The organism is Rothia nasimurium, from assembly GCF_014217215.1.
Classification (GTDB): domain Bacteria; phylum Actinomycetota; class Actinomycetes; order Actinomycetales; family Micrococcaceae; genus Rothia; species Rothia avistercoris.
The window spans coordinates 993471-1012049 of the sequence record NZ_CP056080.1 but is presented as its reverse complement, the minus strand read 5'-3'; the positions used below and the strand labels follow the sequence as shown (position 1 = coordinate 1012049).

The following is an 18579-nucleotide window of genomic DNA, read 5'->3' as shown; positions in this document are numbered from 1 at the left end:
AGTTCTACCCTCAACTAGACGGCGGGCTCCACATAGTAGAGCACGGTCTCACCGTATTTTTTCTCGGCAAACTTTTCAAGGCCTTCGGGCCAGGTGGGCTCGTCGGTGCGGGAGGCCCGTTCAACCACCACCACTGCCCCCTCGGTCAGGCGGGGTGCCAGCAGGGCCAGTAGCTCTTCGAGTTCGCTGTTGGTCACGGCGTAGGGCGGGTCGATAAAGACCAGGTCCCAGGCGGAGGCCCCCGCCGAAAGGTAAGTGCGAGCCGTCATCTTATGCACGCGGGTAGTACCCCCGGCGGTCTTGCCCACGGCGGCGATGTTTTTTTCGATAACGGTAACGGCCTTGGGGTAGTGGTCCACGAAGTCCACATGGGAGGCCCCGCGCGAGAGGGCCTCGCAGCCCAGGGCGCCCGAGCCGCCGAAGAGGTCGAGGGCGCGTACGCCGTCCAGCATGTTGTAGGTATCCAGGCGGGAAAAAAGGGCTTCTTTGACCCGGTCGGTGGTGGGGCGGGTGTTGTCGCCGGGGACGTTGGCTAGGCGCAGGCCGCCTGCGGCTCCTGCAATGATGCGGCTCATTCGGCTGCGCTCCGCTCGTAGTGGTAGGGGTGGGACTGTTATAAGGGTACCGGTAGGGCTGGTGAGAATAAATGCGGGGGTCTACGACCTTGGCCGAGCCTAACCGCGCCCCAGGAAGGCCTCGCGGTCAGCGTCAAGGGCCCGGTCAATGGTGCGGGCCAGGTCGGGATGTTTGGCCAGAGTGGGGTCAGCCTCAATAATTCCGAAGGCATCCTGCCGGGCCCGCTCGATAAGTTTGGCATCGGTCAGGGCACGCAGCAGCTTGAGGGTAGATTTCTTACCAGACTGGGCAGCGCCGAGAATATCGCCTTCGCGCCGCTGTTCCAGGTCAACCCTCGAAAGCTCGAAGCCGTCGGTGGTGGCCGCTACCGCTGCCAGTCGCTCCCGGCTGACGCCGTCCGCCGGCTGCTTAGTAACCAGCAGGCAGGTACCGGGCAGGGAGCCACGACCGATGCGTCCGCGCAGCTGGTGGAGGCCAGAAATACCGAAGCGGTCGGCGTCCATGATGATCATGAGGGTTGCGTTGGGCACGTTCACGCCCACCTCAATCACAGTGGTAGACACCAGCAGGTCAATGCGACCGGCGGAGAATTCGGTCATGACCCGGTTCTTCTCGGCAGTATCCATACGCCCGTGGAGCCCCTCGATGCGAACCCCGGCCAGGGCGGGAACGTCCTCGAGCTCCTCCAGGGTGCTCTCGACCGAGGCCAGCGAACCGCGGGCGCTCTCCCCCGCCGCGGCCTGGGACCCCAGCCCCTTACCGGTGAGCCCACTCGCCCCGAAGAGGGTCTGACCTGCCTCGGCGTCACCGGGAGTATCGGCCCCGCCGATTTTGGGCACCACCACATAAACCTGGTGCCCGGCATCGATTTCTTCGCGGGCACGGGCCCAGATGCGGTCAGCCCAGCGGGGGTGCTCTGCCAGCGGCACCACGTGGGTGGTAATTTTTTGGCGGCCGGCCGGTAGCTGGTCAAGCACCGAGGTGTCGAGATCGCCAAAGACAGTCATGGCGACGGTACGGGGTATGGGGGTGGCGGTCATGACCAGTCGGTGGGGTAGCTCCCCGCCGGGCCCGCGCAGGGCATCGCGCTGTTCAACGCCGAAGCGGTGCTGTTCATCAACCACGACCAGCCCGAGGTCGGCGAAGGTCACCGAGTCTCCGAGCAGGGCGTGGGTGCCAATAACGATGTCTGCCTCACCCGAGGCGATAGCCAGCAGGGCTTCCCGTTTGGCCTTGGTTTTGAGGGAGGCGGTGAGCAGCACGACGCGGACGCCCGCACCGGCGCTCCCGGAACTGTCCTGCGGGGCAAGCATATCGCCCAGAATCTCGCACACCGACCGGTAGTGCTGTTCGGCCAGCACCTCGGTGGGGGCCAGCATCGCCGATTGGGCACCGTTATCTGCCACCTGTAGCATGGCGCGCAGGGCCACCACAGTTTTACCCGAGCCTACATCCCCCTGGAGCAGGCGGTTCATGGGGGAAGAGCTGGCCAGGTCAGAGCGGATTTCTGCGCCAACGGCCTGCTGGCCCTCGGTCAGCTGATAGGGCAGAGCCTCCAGCAGGGCGTCCGCGAAACCACCCTCTACATAGGGCCGGGCAACGGTCTGGTGGGCGGCTCGGGCTGCACGAATACGGGCAAGAGCGGCCTGTAGCACGAAGGCCTCGCGGTAGCGCAGGGAGTGGTGGGCTGCCCGCCAGGTTTCTTCGGTATCGGGGGTGTGCACGGCCCGGTAGGTCCATTCCAGGGAGGGGATCTTGCGGCTCTTACGCACGGTAAAGGGGACGGGGTCTTCGAGCTCCTTGAGATTGATGCGCTCAATCAGGGTCTCGATGGCTGCGGCCACCTTATCGGTGGGGAACTTGGGGCTGGCCTTATAGACCGGTATGGGGGCGGACGCCCGCGCGGCAGCCCGCTCTATCGCTTCGGCGCTGGCACCGGGGGTAGCGGCCAGTTCTTTTCCGGCGATGACGGCGTAGTGGGGGTTGGTCAGGGTGATTTCGCCCCGGTAGGATCCCACCTTGCCCGAGAACATGACCTGGTCGCCCTCGTGGATGTCGCGGGCTGCTGTCCAGGCGTTGAAGAAGCTCAGGGTCATGGTGCCGTTGGCTGTCAGCGAGTAGGGTTCGGGGGCGTAGCCGCCAAAGACGTCTCTCAGCTGGTAGCTGGGCTGGGTGCCCGGTAGCTGGGTGTCGGTGTAGCCCCCTGCGCTACCGTGCAGGCGGGGGTTGGTGTAGCCCCGGGTGTAGGACGCCGGTGGGGCCGCTCCCCGGTAGGCGTTGGGGTTAGGGGGTTGCCAGGCGGGCTCGGGCTGACCAACCTGATCTAGCTGGTCGGTGATGGTGATTTCTGTGATGGACCCGCGGCGCGATGCCATCTGGCGGGTTGTCACCCGCACTACCCTGGCGACGATGGTAGCTTCGGTGCCTTCTACCAGGGAGGAGAAGGGGGTGAGTTCCCCGCGTGGCAGATACTTGCGGGGGTAGTAGTCCAGGGCCTGCCCCACGGTTTCTAGCCCCAGGTGGGTCTTGAAGGACTTGGCCAGGGTCGCCCCCAGGTAGTCGGCCAGGGGGGCGTTATCGAGGCGGTCTTCTGCGGCGTAGCGGGCTAGGGCGTCCTTTGCCTGCTCGCTCAGTTCCGGGGTCTTGAGTTTACGGGCTGCCATTAGGGGGTGGGCTCTCGGTGGGCTTCCTGGTGGGCGGGGTCATCCAGGGAGGTGGTTCGTACGTTGAGGGGGTTGCCCGCAGCGCGGAGGAGGGCCAGGGCGTCCTCAGCTTCAGGGACGTGCACGTGGATAGCCCATAGAGCCTCGTTCCCTGCTTCGACCTGGGCGATGGAGACCGAGTCCCCGACCGTCTCAAGGGCGCTGCGCAGCTGGGTTACTTCGAGCACCGGCAGATAAATCTCGCACATAACCTCGATACGGGCTTCTGCCGCCGAGCGCTGCCGAGCGCTTCGGGGCGGTAAGGACGCCGCCCCCACCTGGAGCAGGTCGCGGTAGGTGGCCTGTGGGGCGGCCCCCAGTAGCTCTGTCACTAGGGCAACTAAGACCAGGTGCAGGCCCAGGGCTCCGGAATCAACCCAGCCGTTACGGGCGTGGTCTGCTTCGGCGGTAGCTCGCAGGGCAGCCTCTGAGGCAGCCAGCAGGGTCGTGAGGTAGACCTGCCAGGGGTCCTCTTCATCGGTAGGATCTGGCAGCGGGCAGGTAGCAAGAGTCTGCATGAGGGTGAGCATGGTGCCGTCGGCGGGCTGGCTCAGAGCGGCGGACGCCTGCTGGGCTCCTCGTTCCCAGGCAGCGGCGAGCGCCTGCGGGGTCAGGGGGTAGACAGTGGAGGGCAGCAGCTGCCCTGCCTCCCCCAGTTCCTCAGCTAGACCCAGGAGCCAGACAGCTAGCAGGGTTCCAGAGTTTCCCCTGGCCCCGCGCAGGGCTGCCCGGGCGGCAAGGGCAAGGGTGGGCTCATCCGCCATGCCGGCGGTGTCGGCGGCCCGCCCGAGGGTGGCGACCATGTTGGCCCCGGTGTCGGCGTCGGCCACGGGGAAGACGTTAATGCGGTTGAGAAGGGATCGGTGCTCCACCAGCTGGGTGCGAGCGCGCAGTAGCCAGTTCAGCCACCAGTCAGCGGGAACCTGCCTCAAAGTGATCCCATCCTTTCGCGGTGTAGGTGCGGCCGTCGACGGTGATTCCGTCGCCTGCCTGTACCGTACCAATTCTAGTAAATCCGGGCGGTATCTGTACGGGTGGGCAGGTGCCTAGTAGACCGTGGTCTTCCCCGCCGGTCAGTACCCAGCGTAGGGCTTGGGCGTCCGCCTGTTCGGGGGTGCCTGTGGTGAGTTGGGCTGCAGGGCCTACCCTGTTGACCCAGGGAGCCAGGGCCGTCGAGTCGAGGTCAAGGGCCACGCCGGAGGCCGCTGCAATACGGCCGCCGTCGCGTACCAGCCCGTCGGAGACGTCCATGAGGGAGGTTAGGTGGGGGGCGCCCTCCGGCCCCAGGTGAAGGGGCGAGCGGGGGCGCTGCTGGGCGCGGACGCAGGCGGTCAGCTCTTCGGTGGCGGTGAAGGGGGCTGAGTCGAGCAGGGCTAGGCCGGCAGCTGCGGTGCCCAGGGCACCGGCGAAGACCACAGCGTCCCCGGGGCGGGCCCCACTTCGGGTGATGGGCCGGTCGGTCAGGCCCACGGCGGTAACAGTTACCGAGATTTCACTGCCGGAGCCCATATCACCACCGGCAATCGTGCAGGTAGTAGCCCCCTGGGTAACACAGGATTCGGTGAGCCCCCGGGCAAAATCCTGTACCCAGCTCACGGGGGTATCGGGTGTCAGGGTAAGGGAGACCAGCAGGGTGACCGGGGTAGCCCCCATAGCTGCGATATCGGCCAGGTTCTGGGTGGCGGCCTTCCAGCCCACCTCATACCCGCCGGTTGTGTAGCCCGAGGGCCAACTGCATCGGAAGTCCTGGTTTTCGGTTTGGGTGTCGGTGCTCATGACGGTCAGCCCGCCCCGCAGATCGAGGGCAGCAGAGTCGTCCCCCGGCCCCAGGACCAGGGCGCCGGGGGCACCCAGCTCGGCGCGGACGTCCGCCGCCCGCTCATTGTGCTCGGCCAGCACGGGCATAAACAGGGCAAGAAGCTGGCCCTCACTCACCTGGGTAACGGTCTGCATAGGGCTCCTAGTTCCCGGGCGCGCGGTTACGCCACACAAAGTTAAAGACCACCAGGGCCAGGCCCGCCGTAGCAAGACCCGTAAAAATAATGAGGGGGCGGGCCCCGTTCATAATGGTGCCACCTCGCTGGAAGATCCTCCCCCCGGTCACCGCCCCCGCCTGGTGCCCCTGAATCTCTGCCCCGGCCACACCGGCGGCCTGGTTGGGGTCGGCAGATGAAGATTTGTTCCCCTGGGCCCCCGACACGTTCAAGAAGCCTTCCACCCACTCAGGTGCCCCTGCGTACCTGGGGCTCTGCTGGCTACTTGAAAAAATACCCAGCACGGTTCCATCTAGCGGCGAGGTTTCCAGCTGGCTGGTATCGGCGTCCATCCGGGTCGGGTCCTGGGCCCCGGCGACGTTGCTGCCCAGGGTCGAGGGTACGAAGGCCCCCTGGCCCGGTGCTGCAACTTGGCTGCCCTCGCTCTGGCCCGGACTGGCGGACGGCTGAGCCGAGGGGTCGGCGGCGGGCAGGCTGGGCAGCCCGGCAGCTCCGCCGGTTACATCGGGGGCGGACGTCTCCCCCGGCGGTACCGGAACCACGATGACCGACTCGCTAGGCGCAGGAGCCGGCTCAGGGTCAGCCGAAGGCACCGGGTCGCTGGTGGGTTCTGGTGCCGAGCTTGTCGGCTCCGCACTTGTAGGCTCAGAGCTAGGAGCCTCCGGTGTGGGAGTCTCAGGTGTTGGCGTTTCGGGGCTGGGCGATTCAGTAGCGCTAGGGGCAACTGTGACCTCTAGGCTAGGGCTCTCGCTCGGGCTCCCACCCACCGACGGCATGCTGGTGGGTGTGGAGCTTGTTGGGGCGGGGCTTTCTGTCGGGTCAGCAGCGAAAGCGCTCTGGGGGCCGGTGAGAACCTGCCCGGCGAGCAGGGCAAGGGGGGCCGTCACGGCAAGAGCCGTCCCCGCCGCATAATAGGTCTTCTGCTTCACAGCCCCTCCTTCCATCGCTCATATCCAGATAGTCTTGTTCGGCTACCTGCCCCGGCTAGCTCTACCCCTACCCTACCGAATCTGTTCTCCCCCGGCTAGCAAGCAGCGTGCTGGCATGCTGCCACGGCGAAAGTTATACAATAGCCAGGTGAGAACACCGCACAAACTCCTCGTCCTCGTCTTAACCGCTCTAGGCCTGACCGGCTGCGGGTCAGGTGCCGTCAACCTTGAACCGGCCCCAGACGCCGCCAACCCCACCTGCGCCTATGCCCTGGTTGCTATGCCCGATACTGTGAGCGGCCTGGCCCAGCGCGAAACCACCGCCCAGGCCACCACCGCCTGGGGTGACCCCAGCGCCGTCATTCTCAAGTGCGGGGTCGAGCTCGGCATAGCCCCCGTCTCAGATACCTGTGTCTCGGTCAACGGCGTTGACTGGATCGTCAAGCCCGCCGACGAAGAACTCGCTACTGCCGCCGAGCAAACTGCCACCGGCACCTGGGTTGCCGAAACCTTCGGCCGCGACCCCGCCGTACAGGTAACCTTCGACGCTGACCGGGTATCGTCGTCCACCGTCCTTGCAGAAGTATCGTCGGCCGTCGCCCAGATACCCCAGCAGATGCAGTGCACCAATGTCGATGACACCCTCACCGGTGTCGACAGCGGCACCGGCAGCTAAACGAAAAACCTCCGTCAGCAAACCCCCAATACCATCTCAGGTATCGGGGGTTTCGTTGATATCTAGAAGCAGGGGCTTACCCCAGTGCCTCGCTGAGGGCTCCTAGCGCAGACCCAGGGGACGCTCCAGGGCCAGAGAAATCAGCTCGTCAATCAGCTCACCATAGGCCAGGCCGGTGTTCTCCCACATGGTCTTATACATAGAAATCGGGGTAAAGCCGGGCATGGTATTGACCTCGTTAATCACCAGGTGGCCGTCCTCGGTGTAGAAGAAGTCAGCGCGGCACAGGCCCTCACCGTCAACAGCCAGGAAGGCCTCAACAGCTAGCTGGCGCATCCGCTCAGAAACCTCAGCGGGCAGGTCAGCCGGGCAGCGGGTCTCAGCGGAAGTCTTCGACACGTACTTGGCCTCAAAATCATAGAAACCGTGCTGCTCATCAACCACCACAATCTCACCGGGGTAGGAAGCCCGAGGCAGCTCAGAGCGGTGCCCATCGAGCACAGCGCACTCAATCTCACGGCCCACAATACCGGCCTCAATCACCAGCTTGGGATCATGTGCCTGGGCCTCGGCAATCGCAGCATCGAGCTGGTCCGCCGAATCAACCTTAGTAATACCGAAGGACGAACCCGCACGAGCAGGCTTCACAAAGACCGGGTAGCCCAGCTTTTCGATGCGCTCGCGTGCACCTGCCTGGTCAAGCACCCACTGGCGGTGGGTCACAACCTCATAGGGCCCAACCTCTAGGCCAGCGGCCTCGAAGGCTACCTTCATGAAGTGCTTATCCATGCCGATAGCAGATGAGGCTACGCCGCAGCCCACGTACTTCAAATCTGCCATTTCCAGCAGGCCCTGCACGGTGCCGTCCTCTCCGAAGGGGCCGTGGAGCAGGGGGAAGACCACGTCGATAGCCGGGCCCATCTCAACGCTGGTGGCATCGGTGGAGTCGATCAGGCGTAGGCGGTTGTCGCCGCCGCCCAGGGGCAGGAAGACCTGCTTGCCCTCAGCGGGGAATTCTGCCAGAGCGGTAGCCTCGGTCAGCTCGACCAGGGCCGCCTCGTTGGTCAGGTACCAGCGTCCGTCCTTAGTGATACCGATAGTGACCACGTCGTACTTCTCGTGGTCGATAGCCCCGAGGACGCCTCGGGCGGTAATCAGTGAGATGGAGTGCTCGGACGAGCGCCCACCGCACAGCAGGGCGACGGTAGGTTTGGTGCTGGTTTCGGTCATAACGTCCTTTGGTTTCGTGTGGGGCTCAGCCCCGTCTGCCCTAGCTGGCTGCCGGGGTGCTTTCCTCAGATTTGAGGGAGCGGCCCAGCAGGGCGGGGGCTAATTCTTCAACAGATATTCTACGGTCGAGCACAGCGGTGACCGCTTCGGTAATAGGCATTTCTACCCCCACTTTTCGCGCGAGTTCTGCCACAACAGGGGCAGATTTAATAGACTCGGCGGTCTGGGTCATCACGGTGTGCAGCTGGTCAGGGGCCACGCCTTCGGCCAGTAATCGACCGGCGGTATGGTTGCGGGAAAGCGGTGAGGCGCAGGTGGCAATAAGGTCGCCCATACCTGCCAGGCCACTCATGGTCTCGCTCTTACCGCCAAGAGCCAGGGCCAGGCGGGTGGTCTCAGCAAGACCCCGGGTCATGACCGAGGCCTTGGAGTTATCACCGTACTGCTTACCTTCGCACATACCCACGCAGAGGGCAATGACGTTCTTGACCAGCCCGCCAATTTCTACGCCCACGATATCGGTGTTGGTGTAGGGGCGGAAATAGTCAGCGGCACAGATAGCGGCAACCGCCTGTGCGGTTTGCTCGCTTTGAGCGGCAACCACGCTGGTGGTGGGCTGCTCCGCAATGATCTCCTTGGCTAGGTTGGGCCCGGAAAGCACGGTAACGCGTCCCGGTACAGCCTCAATCGCTTCGGGGGCAGCTCCGCTGGCGATGAGGTGCCCCTGGAGCACCTCAATTATGACCTCACTCATGCGCAGGCCCGTGCCCATTTCTAGGCCCTTGGCCAGAGACACCAGCAGGGCGTCCTCTTCCATCAGAGGGGCAAAGACCTCAAGCTGGGAGCGTAGCACCTGGGCCGGAATAGCCAGCACCACAATGCTGGCCCCGGTCAAGGCTTCAGCGGCATCGGCCGTCATGACCATGCTATCGGGGAGCTTGACCCCGGGGAAGTAGCCCTCGTTGGTGCGGCTCTGTTGCATGGCTTCCATCGTGTTGGGGTTACGCCCCCACAACACGACCTGCCGGTCGGCGCCTGAGCTGGCGGCGGCGTCCGCAACAACCTTGGCAAAAGCGGTGCCCCAGCTACCTGCTCCGAGAACAGCGATTTTCTGGTGCTTCACATCGGTCATGGGTGCGTTACCTCCCCCTTGTGCGGTTTACTGGTCAGGTGACTGGCGGACGTCCAAAACGGCATTCCAGCGCCCGGCGGGGGCTTTCTCGCCGCGCAGGCCCTCAAGCAGGGTGGTGACGTCGTCGAGCATGCGGTTGGTGACGGCGGCCAGCTCGTCGTGGGTGTAGCGGGCACCGTCTTCGCGGCGCTGGACCAGGTCGCTGAAATCGACCGGGTCGCCCACCACAATCTTGACCTTCTTACGGGGCCAGCTGAAGCGGGGCTTGCCGCGACGGGGCCAGAAGTCCTGGTCGCCCCAGTGGGCTACCGGGTAGACCGGGGCGCCGGTGGCCAGGGCCAGGCGGGCTGCCCCCGATTTACCGGTCATGGGCCACAGCTCTGGATCTTTGGTTAAGGTGCCCTCAGGGAAGATAATGACCGCTCCCCCGGCGTCCAGAACATTCTGGGCAACCTCAAGAGACTGCCCGGCCCGGGCTGAGCCGCGGGCAACCGGGATATGGGCGCACTGGCGCATGAGCCAGCCCAGCACCGGCACCCTAAACAGCGCTTCTTTGGCCAAGAACCGGGGCAGCACGCCCTCAAGGAAGAAGGGGTAGGCTGCGGTAATCGGGTCTACCACGGTCAGGTGGTTTGAGACCACGATAAACCCGCCGGTCTTGGGTAGCTTCTCCCGCCCCTCAATCTGCGCCTTCATGGGTAGGTTGTAGAGGGGGCGCAAGAGCGTACCGGCTACGGTGTAGACCGCGTCCCCCATCTTGGTGGGCTTGATATCACTCAAAGAAGCGCTGTTCTTGCTCATCTTAGGCAGTGACCTCGAAGTTAGCGCCCAGGGCGGTGAGCTTATCAACGAAGTGCTCGTAGCCGCGGGAGATCACAGAAACGCCGGTAACGTTTGAGGTGCCTTCAGCGGTCAGAGCAGCAATCACGTGGGAGAAGCCACCACGCAGGTCGGGCACGTTGATGTCGGCCCCGCGCAGGGGGGTCTTACCGGTGATGATAGCTGAGTGCTTGAAGTTCTGGTGGCCGAAGCGGCAGGGGGTGGGGCCCAGGCAGTCCTTGTGCAGCTGCACGGTAGCGCCCATACGAACCAGGGCGTCGGTGAAGCCGAAGCGGTTCTCGTAGACGGTCTCGTGAACAACGGAGACGCCCTTAGCCTGGGTCATAGCTACCACTAGGGGCTGCTGCCAGTCGGTCATGAAGCCGGGGTGCACGTTGGTTTCAACGAAGAGGGGGTTCAGGTCGCCGCCCTGGTGGAAGAAGCGGATGCCCTCGTCGGTGATGTCCAGTCCGCCGCCCAGCTTGCGGTAGACGTTGATGAAGGTGGAGAGGTCCTTCTGGTTGGCGTTGCGTACGAAGATGTCGCCGCCGGTGGCCAGTGCTGCTGACGCCCAGGAGGCTGATTCGTTGCGGTCAGGCATGGCCACGTGGTTGAAGCCGGTCAGTTCGTCGACGCCCTCGATGATGATCTGGCGGTCAGTTTCGACGGTGATGATGGCGCCCATCTTCTGCAGGATAGCGATGAGGTCCATGATCTCGGGTTCGATGGCAGCGCCGGTCAGCTCGGTCTTGCCCTTGGCGCGGGAAGCGGCCAGCAGAACCTGCTCAGTAGCACCCACTGAGGGGTATTCCAGGTTGATCTGGGCACCCTTGAGCCCGTCTGCGGGGGCCTTCATGGAAATGCCGGTGGGCAGTTTCTCAATCTTGGCGCCGAACTTTTCGAGCACCCGCAGGTGCCAGTTGATGGGGCGGTCGCCGATCTTACAGCCGCCCAGGTCGGGGATGAAGGCTTCACCGATAGTGTGCAGCAGGGGGCCACAGAGCAGAATCGGGATGCGGGAGTCGCCTGCGTGCACCTCGATGTCGGTGTGGTTGGCTACAGAGACCTTTGAGGGGTCCATGCGCAGCTCGCCGGCCTGCATGTTGTAGTCCACCGAAACGCCGTGCAGCTCAACTAGGTCGGTAACAACCTGCACGTCCTTGATTTCGGGAACATTGCGGAGCACCGAGGGGGTGGAGCCCAGCAGGGCGGCAACCATGGCCTTGGGGACCAGGTTCTTAGCACCGCGGACGTTTACCTCGCCCTTCAGAGGGGTGCCACCTTCAATACGCAGTGCGCTGACCATGTATGTCCAATCGTCAAAACTACTAGGGTGTTGATTCGCGTTACTTTACGCGTCAATTCTCGTTTACCAACTTTACCCCACTTAGGTGCACTGGTTGTTGTACAGGCGGTGTTCTTAGCCATACCACAGCTTTTACTTATCTAGACGGGCCAGGCAGAACGCCCAAAGGACGCCGGTGCTCGGGGCACGGCGTTCTTTGGGTTAAGCTGTGGGCGGGTTTTACAGCTGCTGGGTGCGGGGCAGCCAGGCGGGGCGCTTGGCCTCGTAGGCGGTGATGGCGTCCTCGTGCTGCAGGGTTAGGCCGATGTCGTCCAGGCCTTCCATCAGACGCCAGCGCACATAGTCGTCAATCTGGAAGGGCACGGTCAAAGCACCGACGGTGACGGTCTTGTCTTCCAGGTCAATGGTGACTTCGGTGCCGGGTTCGGCCTCTAGCTGCTTCCAGATCAGTTCAATGTTGTCCTGGTCTACCTGGGCAGCAACCAAGCCCTGCTTGCCGGAGTTACCGCGGAAGATGTCAGCGAAACGGGCTGAGATGACCACGCGGAAACCATAGTCCTTGAGGGCCCAGACCGCGTGCTCGCGGGATGAGCCGGTGCCGAAGTCAGGGCCAGCGACCAGCACTGTACCGTGCTTGTAGGGCTCCTGGTTGAGGATAAAGTTTTCGTCCTTGCGCCAGCCAGCGAACAGGGCATCGTCGAAGCCGGTCTTGGTCACGCGCTTGAGGTAGACGGCGGGGATAATCTGGTCGGTGTCGACGTTGGAGGCACGCAGGGGCACGCCAACGCCGGTGTGCTTCTTAATGGGTTCCATGAAAAATCCGTTCCACCCGGGCTTACCGGGTTCATTCAAAGAGGACCTACAGGTCTGCCGGTGATGAGAGAGTGCCACGAATGGCTGTAGCAGCGGCGACCAGAGGGGAAACCAGGTGGGTGCGTCCGCCCTTACCCTGGCGTCCTTCAAAGTTGCGGTTGGAGGTCGAAGCGCAGCGTTCGCCGGGGGCCAGCTGGTCGGGGTTCATACCCAGGCACATGGAGCAGCCGGCAAAACGCCAGTCGGCGCCGAAGTCCTTGAAAATCTGGTCCAGGCCCTCTTCTTCGGCCTGGGCTCGCACCTTCTGGGAGCCGGGGACAACCATCATACGTACGCCCTCAGCCAGCTTCTGGCCCTTGACGATTTCGGCGGCAGCGCGCAGATCCTCGATGCGGGAGTTGGTGCAGGAGCCCAGGAAGACCACGTCCACGGGGATATCCTTCATGGGGGTACCTGCGGTCAGGTCCATGTATTCCAGGGCGCGGGTAGCAGCCTTCTGCTCGTTTTCGTCCTCGAAGTCCTCGGGGAAGGGCACAGCCTGGGAGAGAGGGACGCCCTGGCCCGGGTTGGTGCCCCAGGTGACGAAGGGTTCAAGCTCGTCGGCATTGATGAAGACCTCGCGGTCGAAGGTTGCGCCCTCGTCGGTGGGCAGGGTCTTCCAATACTCAACGGCGGCGTCCCAGTTCTCACCGGTCGGTGCGTGGGGGCGGCCCTTGACGTATTCAAAGGTGGTCTCGTCGGGAGCGACCATGCCGGCGCGGGCACCGGCTTCAATGGACATGTTGCAGATGGTCATGCGGCCCTCCATCGAGAGAGCACGAATAGCCGAGCCACGGTATTCCAGCACATAGCCCTGGCCACCGCCGGTACCGATTTCGGCGATAACAGCCAGGATGATGTCCTTAGCGGTGACGCCGGGCTTGAGGGTGCCCTCAACGTTGATGGCCATGGTCTTGAAGGGGGCCAGGGGCAGGGTCTGGGTAGCCATCACGTGCTCCACCTCAGAGGTACCGATACCGAAGGCCAGGGCACCGAAAGCGCCGTGGGTTGAGGTGTGGGAGTCACCGCAGACCACGGTCATGCCGGGCATAGTCAGACCCAGCTGGGGGCCCACCACGTGCACGATACCCTGCTCTTTATCACCCAGGGAGTGAATACGTACCCCAAATTCCTCAGCATTGCGACGCAGGGTTTCAATCTGGGTGCGGGAGGTCAGGTCAGCGATGGTGGAGAAGATGTTCTCGGTGGGAGTGTTGTGATCCTCGGTTGCGATGGTGAGGTCGAGGCGACGCAGTGGGCGCCCTTCAAGGCGCAGGCCCTCGAAAGCCTGGGGTGAGGTCACTTCGTGGACCAGGTGCAGGTCGATGTAGAGCAGATCGGGCTTGCCGTCTTCGCCGGGCACTACAGTGTGCGCGTCCCAGACCTTCTCTGCCAAGGTTCGCGGGGTATGGTCGGTAATACCAGCCATGTCGTCCTCCAAAAAATTTTCTCGTGATGCTTTAACAAGTGTGACGCGCCAAAGAAAATCTTTCCAATAAATGAACTTGCATATCAGCATATGAGAAGTCATGATAGGTTATACGGGCACAATCCTTTTAGCTCTCAATCTTTCACACTCGAAAGGCCCCCACCGCACCATTCACCTGGGCCGCAGCCCGGCCCACGACCACAGGCGAAAGTTACCACCATGCAAGATAACCGCAGCTCAGGCGTCGGCGTCCTCGACAAAGCCGCCCACATTCTTGACTGTCTCGAAGCAGGCCCCGCTACCCTGTCCCAGCTCGTTGAAGCCACCGGGCTTGCCCGCCCCACGGCCCACCGACTGGCTGTTGCTCTCACCCACCACCGCCTGGTAGCCCGCGACGTTCAGGGCCGCTTCATGCTCGGCCCCCGCCTGGGCGAACTCTCCAGCGCCGCCGGTGAAGACCGGCTGATTGCAGCCGCAGGCCCCGTACTCAACAACCTGCGCAATGTCACCGGTGAGTCCTCCCAGGTCTTCCGCCGCCAGGGCGACTGGCGCGTCTGCGTGGCCTCCGCCGAGCGTCCTATCGGCCTGCGCGACACCATCCCGGTGGGCACCCAGCTTTCCATGAAGGCAGGGTCAGCCGCCCAGATTCTTACCGCTTGGGAAGACCACGCCCGCCTAGTCGAGGGCCTACACAACGCCCGTTTCTCAGCCACCATGTTGGCAGCCGTCCGCCGCCGCGGCTGGGCCCAGTCTGTCGGTGAGCGTGAACGCGGTACCGCATCCGTTTCAGCGCCGGTGCGCTCCCCCTCCGGCAAGGTCATTGCGGCGGTTTCAATCTCGGGCCCCATCGAGCGTCTAACCCGACAACCCGGCCGCCTGCACGCCGAAGTAGTGTGCGAGGCTGCAGCTGCGCTGACTGATGCACTGCGTAGCTAGAACCTTCTTCAGCAGGGGTTACACAGGCTCGCGCTGGATGGAGCCCAGCAGATTCCGAGCGCGCGAGGAAATAAATCTGCGGGCGGAAGCTGAAATACAGAAACTCCCCGCTCACCGGTTTCGGTAGGCGGGGAGTTTTTGTTTTATCGGGCCTCGTGCAGGGCCTGGCGGTAGCCCTGGAGGCGGGCTAGTTCGTCTTGCACGGGGGCGGTGACGCAGCGGGCTGCCACATCTGCCAGGTTTGTTTCGAGCTGACGGCGGATGTTCTTAGCGTAGATGCGGTGCCCCACTGCCGCTAGCCCTCGGCCCAGGGCCGCGGTGATTATGCCCAGTAAGATGCCGGTGGCTACGAGCAGGGTGGGCACAGGCAGGGGGAAACCCTCGATGGTGGGCGGGTCAGGCAGCACAATCTGGAAGTAGCCTGCCACTGCCAGGCCGGTGAGCCAGAGCAGGCCCACAAGAGCCGTTGCCAGCCCGACCCATTGCAGGGCGTTGAGCAGGTGCCACCACCAGCGCTTCTTCTGGGCGTCGTAGTGCACGGTGGCTGCGGCGCGCTCAATTTCGCCGGGGAGCTGGCCCTCGAAGGTGCGGGCTGCTGCCCTGATGGAGTGGCTCCAGGGCTCTTCAACTCCGTCTGAGACGCTCGTGGCGAAGGTGCGCAGGGAGGTTGAGAGGGCCGCTTTCTGGGGAGCTCCCAGCGGCGGCAGGGAGGACTTAGAGATAGGCGCCCCATCGTGGTCCTTATGCAGGCCCAGGCGTTTGAGGGGGTCGCGTTTGATTTTGAGCAGCCAGCGGGTTGCAATCCAGCCGGTGGATGAGGCCGCGTGCAGCTTGTAGGAGTCCGCTGCGGCCTTAACCAGGGCTTCTGCACCCGAGGCGGTGTAGAAGTCGTCCTCGAGCCGGGTGGTTGCTGCGGCGGTGATGCCGGCGGGCTCTCCCCCGCCGTCCTGGGCAGCAAGGTCTGAGCGGACGCCCGCCAAATCGGCTTCGAGACGGGCAACCGCGGCACTCTTGGCGACAGCCACCTGCCCGAGGATCTCGCGGAGGCGGGGTATCTGGTAGCCGGTGCGGGCTGAGACGCCCAGGGGGTCAGCGAGCAGGGTAGAGCTCAGCCCATCCTGGGCCAGCAGGAGCTTGAGAGAGTCGAGCACTGACGGGACCTCGGCTTCATCGAGCCTATCCACCTGGTTGAGCACGGCCAGGGTTACTGCCCCGTGGGCGGCCAGGGGCTGGATGAAGTCCTGGTGAATTACAGCGTCGGCATACTTTTGCGGGTCCATGACCCAGACCAGCACATCGACGCACTCGGCCATTTTTTCAACGATAGCCCGGTTAGAGGCTTCTACCGAGTCGAAGTCGGGTAGGTCGAGCAAGATGAGCCCGCCGCTGGCCTGTTCGGTCTTACCGGCTCCTACCGAGCGGCGAATCTTGTTCCACATACCCACGGTGACCGGAACGTCGGCGCGGTTGAGGGCTTCTGCGGCCTGGGCGGGGTCTTCGTCCATGTAGGTACGGTTGGTTACGCCCAGCCAGTCCAGCAGGGGTTCTGCCCCTTCCTTACCCCAGATGGCGGCCTGGGCGGTGGAGGTGGTGGGGCGGCGGGCTGCGCTCTTAGCGATGTCTTTGCCGACTACCGCGTTGAAGAGGGTGGACTTGCCCGAGCCGGTGGCACCGAAGAAGCCGATGACGGTGTGTTCGGCTGAGAGCTCCCGGCGGGCTGCTGCCCGGCCCAGGGTTGCACGGGCAGCTTCGAGGGTTTCGGGGGCTACTCGCCCTTCGCCCAGGTCAAGTGCCTCAGTGAGGGCGTCCAGTCGGGTGGCCAGGGCGGTGGTGGCGAAAGCTGTATCTGTGGTGGTCACGGTGGGTACTCTCGCTTACTTGGTCTCGGTTGTGGGTGCGGGGGTAGTTGCGGTGGAGGCGGACGCCAGCTGCTCCCCCGCGCGGGCCAGAATCTGGGCCGCTTCGGTCAGGTCGGCAGCTGAGGGGGTTTCGGGATCTGTGCTGCCGCTTGCCTCGTCCAGGCGCTGGGTAAAGCGCTCCTGCTGGCTGACAAGGAGCTCTCGCATACGCTCTTCGAGGCGGGTGCGGGCACCGGCTGCCATGCGGCGTACGGCGTCCTCACCAAAAATTGCTTCGAGCAGTTTCTGGCCCACTACGCCCGAGCCACCGGCGATACCCACTTCCAGGCCGGTGAGACCGCCGGTCATGGAGAAGACCGCCACCATCAGAATCACGGCGGTGACGTTTACGCCCAGTGACATGAAACGGGCCCGCTGGCGCTTACCGGCGCCTTCGGCGGAGATGATGTCCATGACGTCCTGTTGCCAGGCTCGAATTGACTCGGCGACCTCTTCGGAGAAGTTCTCATCCAGGGCTGCCAGGTCGTCCCCGGCTAGCAGGGCGCGCCCGGCTCGGTCTTCGAGCCAGCGGCGCTGGGCGGTTTCGGCAGCGGCAGCAGCCTCTTCCATAATGACCGAGTGCAGGCCCACTTCAAGGGCCTGTTCCACCTCTACGGCGCGGGTAGGCGGGGTGCCTCTGAAGAAGCCGGCAACGCGGTCGCGCACCTTGCCGATAGTGGTTTCCACCTGGCGGAAGAATTCACCGGTGCCCACAAAGTCCTGCCAGCGGGTCAGCACCTCGCCGCGGAGCATCTGCCCGTCCTGGGTGGCCTCGTTCAGGTTGCCCAGGGCTCGCTCAAAGGCTGAGGTGACGTCCGCACGCAGGCGGGCTTCGGCGTCCTGCTGTTCACCGGCAGCCTGGGCGAGAATAGCTGCCTGCTGCCCTACCGCCCGCACCGCACCTTCTAGGGTGCGGCGGGCGATATCGGAGCGGGCGTCCACGTCAGCGCCCAGGGAGCGCAGCCAGAAAATCAGGGGGGTGAGGGCGACGGAGGGCAGCAGGCCGCGTTCGTCGCGTTCCTGTTCGGTCACAGAGTGAATCAGGGCGGGGGTGATGCCCGCTTCGGTCAGCATGCGGGTGAGGTCGGCTTCAATTTCGTCCTCGGCACCTTCGGGCACGCGGTTGAGCACCACGGCGATGGTGATATCGCGGGCAGCGGCCTGGCGCAGAATCTCCCAGGGCACGGCGTCGGCGTAGCGGTTGGCGGTGGTGACAAACAGCCAGAGGTCGGCAGCGCGCAAGAGCTGCTGAGCCAGGCGGCGGTTCTCATCCGAGACCGAGTCGAAGTCGGGGGCGTCAATCAGGGCGATTCCGGCAGGCAAGGAGTCGACAGGTACGGTGACCAGCTCATCCTGGCCCTTGTGGGGGTTAGCACCGGGCAGGGCTTCGCCGGGGGCTACGGGAACTCGCACCAGGTGGGGCAGCATACGCTCGGGGGTGAAAGCGTCAGCGTCTTCGGGGCGGTGCAGAAGGACGGGCTGACGGGTGGTGGGGCGGATCGCGCCGGAGCGGGTGACGGGCTCCCCCATCAGGGTGTTCACCAGGGTAGACTTACCGGCACCGGTAGAGCCACCCACCACAACGGTCAGCGGGGCGTCGAGGGTAGCCAGCTTAGGCAGGATGTAATCATCGAGCTGGGTAACGGCGGTACGCGCCTCCTTGCGCGCTGCGTCGGCAGAGCCGGTAACCAGGGGGAAGGACGCCGCAGCAAGGGTATTGCGGGCATCGCGAACTGCGGTGAGAGCGGGAGTGATTGATTCGTTGTGCACGTACCCTATTCTCGCATGTTTAGCGAAAGACGCGGGGCTTGGCAGCCAATGACGCTGTGGGCAAAAGAAAAGCTCCACATCCTACTGGATGTGGAGCTTTTAGCCTGTGACCCCAACCGGATTTGAACCGGTGTTGCCGCCGTGAGAGGGCGGAGTACTAGGCCGCTATACGATGGGGCCGAAACTCTTCCGAGCTGCTGCCGTTTCCGACAACAGATAAAACTATACACACACCGTTTACCTGTGCGCAAGCTGGAAGGGTGTAATCTGCGCCATTTCTAAGAACACAGGCGCACAGGGCAAATGTGGCACCTACCGCCATATGTGGCG

At 64.0% G+C, this 18579-nt stretch carries 15 protein-coding genes and 1 tRNA gene; 2 read left to right on the top strand and 14 right to left on the bottom strand.

Annotated elements, in window-relative coordinates; translation table 11 throughout:
* Positions 1–14: 14 nt before the first annotated feature.
* From rsmD to HWU94_RS04705, 5 genes are all read right to left on the bottom strand, one after another.
* On the bottom strand, positions 15–575 hold the full coding sequence (gene rsmD, locus HWU94_RS04725) for a 16S rRNA (guanine(966)-N(2))-methyltransferase RsmD (RefSeq protein WP_185174523.1): 561 nt from the start codon (positions 573–575) through the stop codon (positions 15–17).
* Positions 576–674: 99 nt separating this feature from the next.
* The gene (locus tag HWU94_RS04720; RefSeq protein WP_185174522.1) at positions 675–3239 is read right to left on the bottom strand and encodes an ATP-dependent DNA helicase RecG; all 2565 of its coding nucleotides are present in this window, start codon (positions 3237–3239) and stop codon (positions 675–677) included.
* A complete protein-coding gene (locus HWU94_RS04715; RefSeq protein WP_185174521.1) occupies positions 3239–4210 on the bottom strand; it encodes a DAK2 domain-containing protein in 972 nt (323 codons plus the stop codon). The genes HWU94_RS04720 and HWU94_RS04715 overlap by 1 nt, the downstream gene beginning before the upstream one ends.
* On the bottom strand, positions 4191–5231 hold the full coding sequence (thiL, locus tag HWU94_RS04710; protein ID WP_185174520.1) for a thiamine-phosphate kinase: 1041 nt from the start codon (positions 5229–5231) through the stop codon (positions 4191–4193). The genes HWU94_RS04715 and thiL overlap by 20 nt, the downstream gene beginning before the upstream one ends.
* 7 nt (positions 5232–5238) lie before the next feature.
* Positions 5239–6201: a hypothetical protein gene (locus tag HWU94_RS04705; protein ID WP_185174519.1), complete on the bottom strand. Its 963-nt coding sequence runs from the start codon at positions 6199–6201 to the stop codon at positions 5239–5241.
* Positions 6202–6349: 148 nt separating this feature from the next.
* On the opposite strand from HWU94_RS04705, the gene HWU94_RS04700 reads away from it, so the two are divergent.
* On the top strand, positions 6350–6877 hold the full coding sequence (locus HWU94_RS04700; RefSeq protein WP_244956028.1) for a DUF3515 family protein: 528 nt from the start codon (positions 6350–6352) through the stop codon (positions 6875–6877).
* A 102-nt stretch (positions 6878–6979) separates the two neighbouring features.
* On the opposite strand, the gene HWU94_RS04695 is transcribed toward HWU94_RS04700, so the two are convergent.
* The 6 genes from HWU94_RS04695 to leuC all read right to left on the bottom strand — a co-directional run bounded on the left by HWU94_RS04695 (position 6980) and on the right by leuC (position 13645).
* Positions 6980–8107: a D-alanine--D-alanine ligase family protein gene (locus tag HWU94_RS04695; RefSeq protein ID WP_185174517.1), complete on the bottom strand. Its 1128-nt coding sequence runs from the start codon at positions 8105–8107 to the stop codon at positions 6980–6982.
* A gap of 40 nt (positions 8108–8147) precedes the next feature.
* Entirely contained in the window at positions 8148–9239 is a 1092-nt protein-coding gene (locus tag HWU94_RS04690) for an NAD(P)H-dependent glycerol-3-phosphate dehydrogenase (RefSeq protein WP_185174516.1), read from the bottom strand.
* Between the two features lie 27 nt (positions 9240–9266).
* Complete coding sequence (locus HWU94_RS04685; protein ID WP_244956027.1) at positions 9267–10040, bottom strand: 1-acyl-sn-glycerol-3-phosphate acyltransferase; 774 nt, start codon at positions 10038–10040, stop codon at positions 9267–9269.
* 1 nt (position 10041) lies between these two features.
* On the bottom strand, positions 10042–11364 hold the full coding sequence (murA, locus tag HWU94_RS04680) for a UDP-N-acetylglucosamine 1-carboxyvinyltransferase (protein ID WP_135013844.1): 1323 nt from the start codon (positions 11362–11364) through the stop codon (positions 10042–10044).
* 219 nt (positions 11365–11583) lie between these two features.
* Positions 11584–12177 carry a 3-isopropylmalate dehydratase small subunit gene (gene leuD / locus HWU94_RS04675; RefSeq protein ID WP_185174515.1) on the bottom strand — a complete coding sequence of 198 codons (594 nt, stop codon included), beginning with the start codon at positions 12175–12177 and terminating at the stop codon, positions 11584–11586.
* A 46-nt stretch (positions 12178–12223) separates the two neighbouring features.
* On the bottom strand, positions 12224–13645 hold the full coding sequence (gene leuC / locus HWU94_RS04670; RefSeq protein ID WP_185174514.1) for a 3-isopropylmalate dehydratase large subunit: 1422 nt from the start codon (positions 13643–13645) through the stop codon (positions 12224–12226).
* A 219-nt stretch (positions 13646–13864) separates the two neighbouring features.
* On the opposite strand from leuC, the gene HWU94_RS04665 reads away from it, so the two are divergent.
* Complete coding sequence (locus HWU94_RS04665; RefSeq protein ID WP_185174513.1) at positions 13865–14581, top strand: IclR family transcriptional regulator; 717 nt, start codon at positions 13865–13867, stop codon at positions 14579–14581.
* A gap of 143 nt (positions 14582–14724) precedes the next feature.
* On the opposite strand, the gene HWU94_RS04660 is transcribed toward HWU94_RS04665, so the two are convergent.
* The 3 genes from HWU94_RS04660 to HWU94_RS04650 all read right to left on the bottom strand — a co-directional run bounded on the left by HWU94_RS04660 (position 14725) and on the right by HWU94_RS04650 (position 18429).
* Entirely contained in the window at positions 14725–16440 is a 1716-nt protein-coding gene (locus HWU94_RS04660; protein WP_185174512.1) for a dynamin family protein, read from the bottom strand.
* A gap of 15 nt (positions 16441–16455) precedes the next feature.
* Positions 16456–18249, bottom strand: a complete 1794-nt coding sequence (locus HWU94_RS04655; RefSeq protein WP_244956026.1) for a dynamin family protein — start codon at positions 18247–18249, stop codon at positions 16456–16458.
* 107 nt (positions 18250–18356) lie between these two features.
* Positions 18357–18429: transfer RNA gene (locus HWU94_RS04650), tRNA-Glu, on the bottom strand.
* Between the last annotated feature and the right edge of the window lie 150 nt (positions 18430–18579).

Coding starts and splice junctions, on each gene's coding strand:
- HWU94_RS04695 (WP_185174517.1), bottom strand. CDS start 8,107: ATGACCGAAACCAGCACCAAACCTACCGTCGCCCTGCTGTGCGGTGGG.
- leuC (WP_185174514.1), bottom strand. CDS start 13,645: ATGGCTGGTATTACCGACCATACCCCGCGAACCTTGGCAGAGAAGGTC.
- rsmD (WP_185174523.1), bottom strand. CDS start 575: ATGAGCCGCATCATTGCAGGAGCCGCAGGCGGCCTGCGCCTAGCCAAC.
- HWU94_RS04685 (WP_244956027.1), bottom strand. CDS start 10,040: ATGAGCAAGAACAGCGCTTCTTTGAGTGATATCAAGCCCACCAAGATG.
- HWU94_RS04720 (WP_185174522.1), bottom strand. CDS start 3,239: ATGGCAGCCCGTAAACTCAAGACCCCGGAACTGAGCGAGCAGGCAAAG.
- leuD (WP_185174515.1), bottom strand. CDS start 12,177: ATGGAACCCATTAAGAAGCACACCGGCGTTGGCGTGCCCCTGCGTGCC.
- thiL (WP_185174520.1), bottom strand. CDS start 5,231: ATGCAGACCGTTACCCAGGTGAGTGAGGGCCAGCTTCTTGCCCTGTTT.
- murA (WP_135013844.1), bottom strand. CDS start 11,364: ATGGTCAGCGCACTGCGTATTGAAGGTGGCACCCCTCTGAAGGGCGAG.
- HWU94_RS04690 (WP_185174516.1), bottom strand. CDS start 9,239: ATGACCGATGTGAAGCACCAGAAAATCGCTGTTCTCGGAGCAGGTAGC.
- HWU94_RS04665 (WP_185174513.1), top strand. CDS start 13,865: ATGCAAGATAACCGCAGCTCAGGCGTCGGCGTCCTCGACAAAGCCGCC.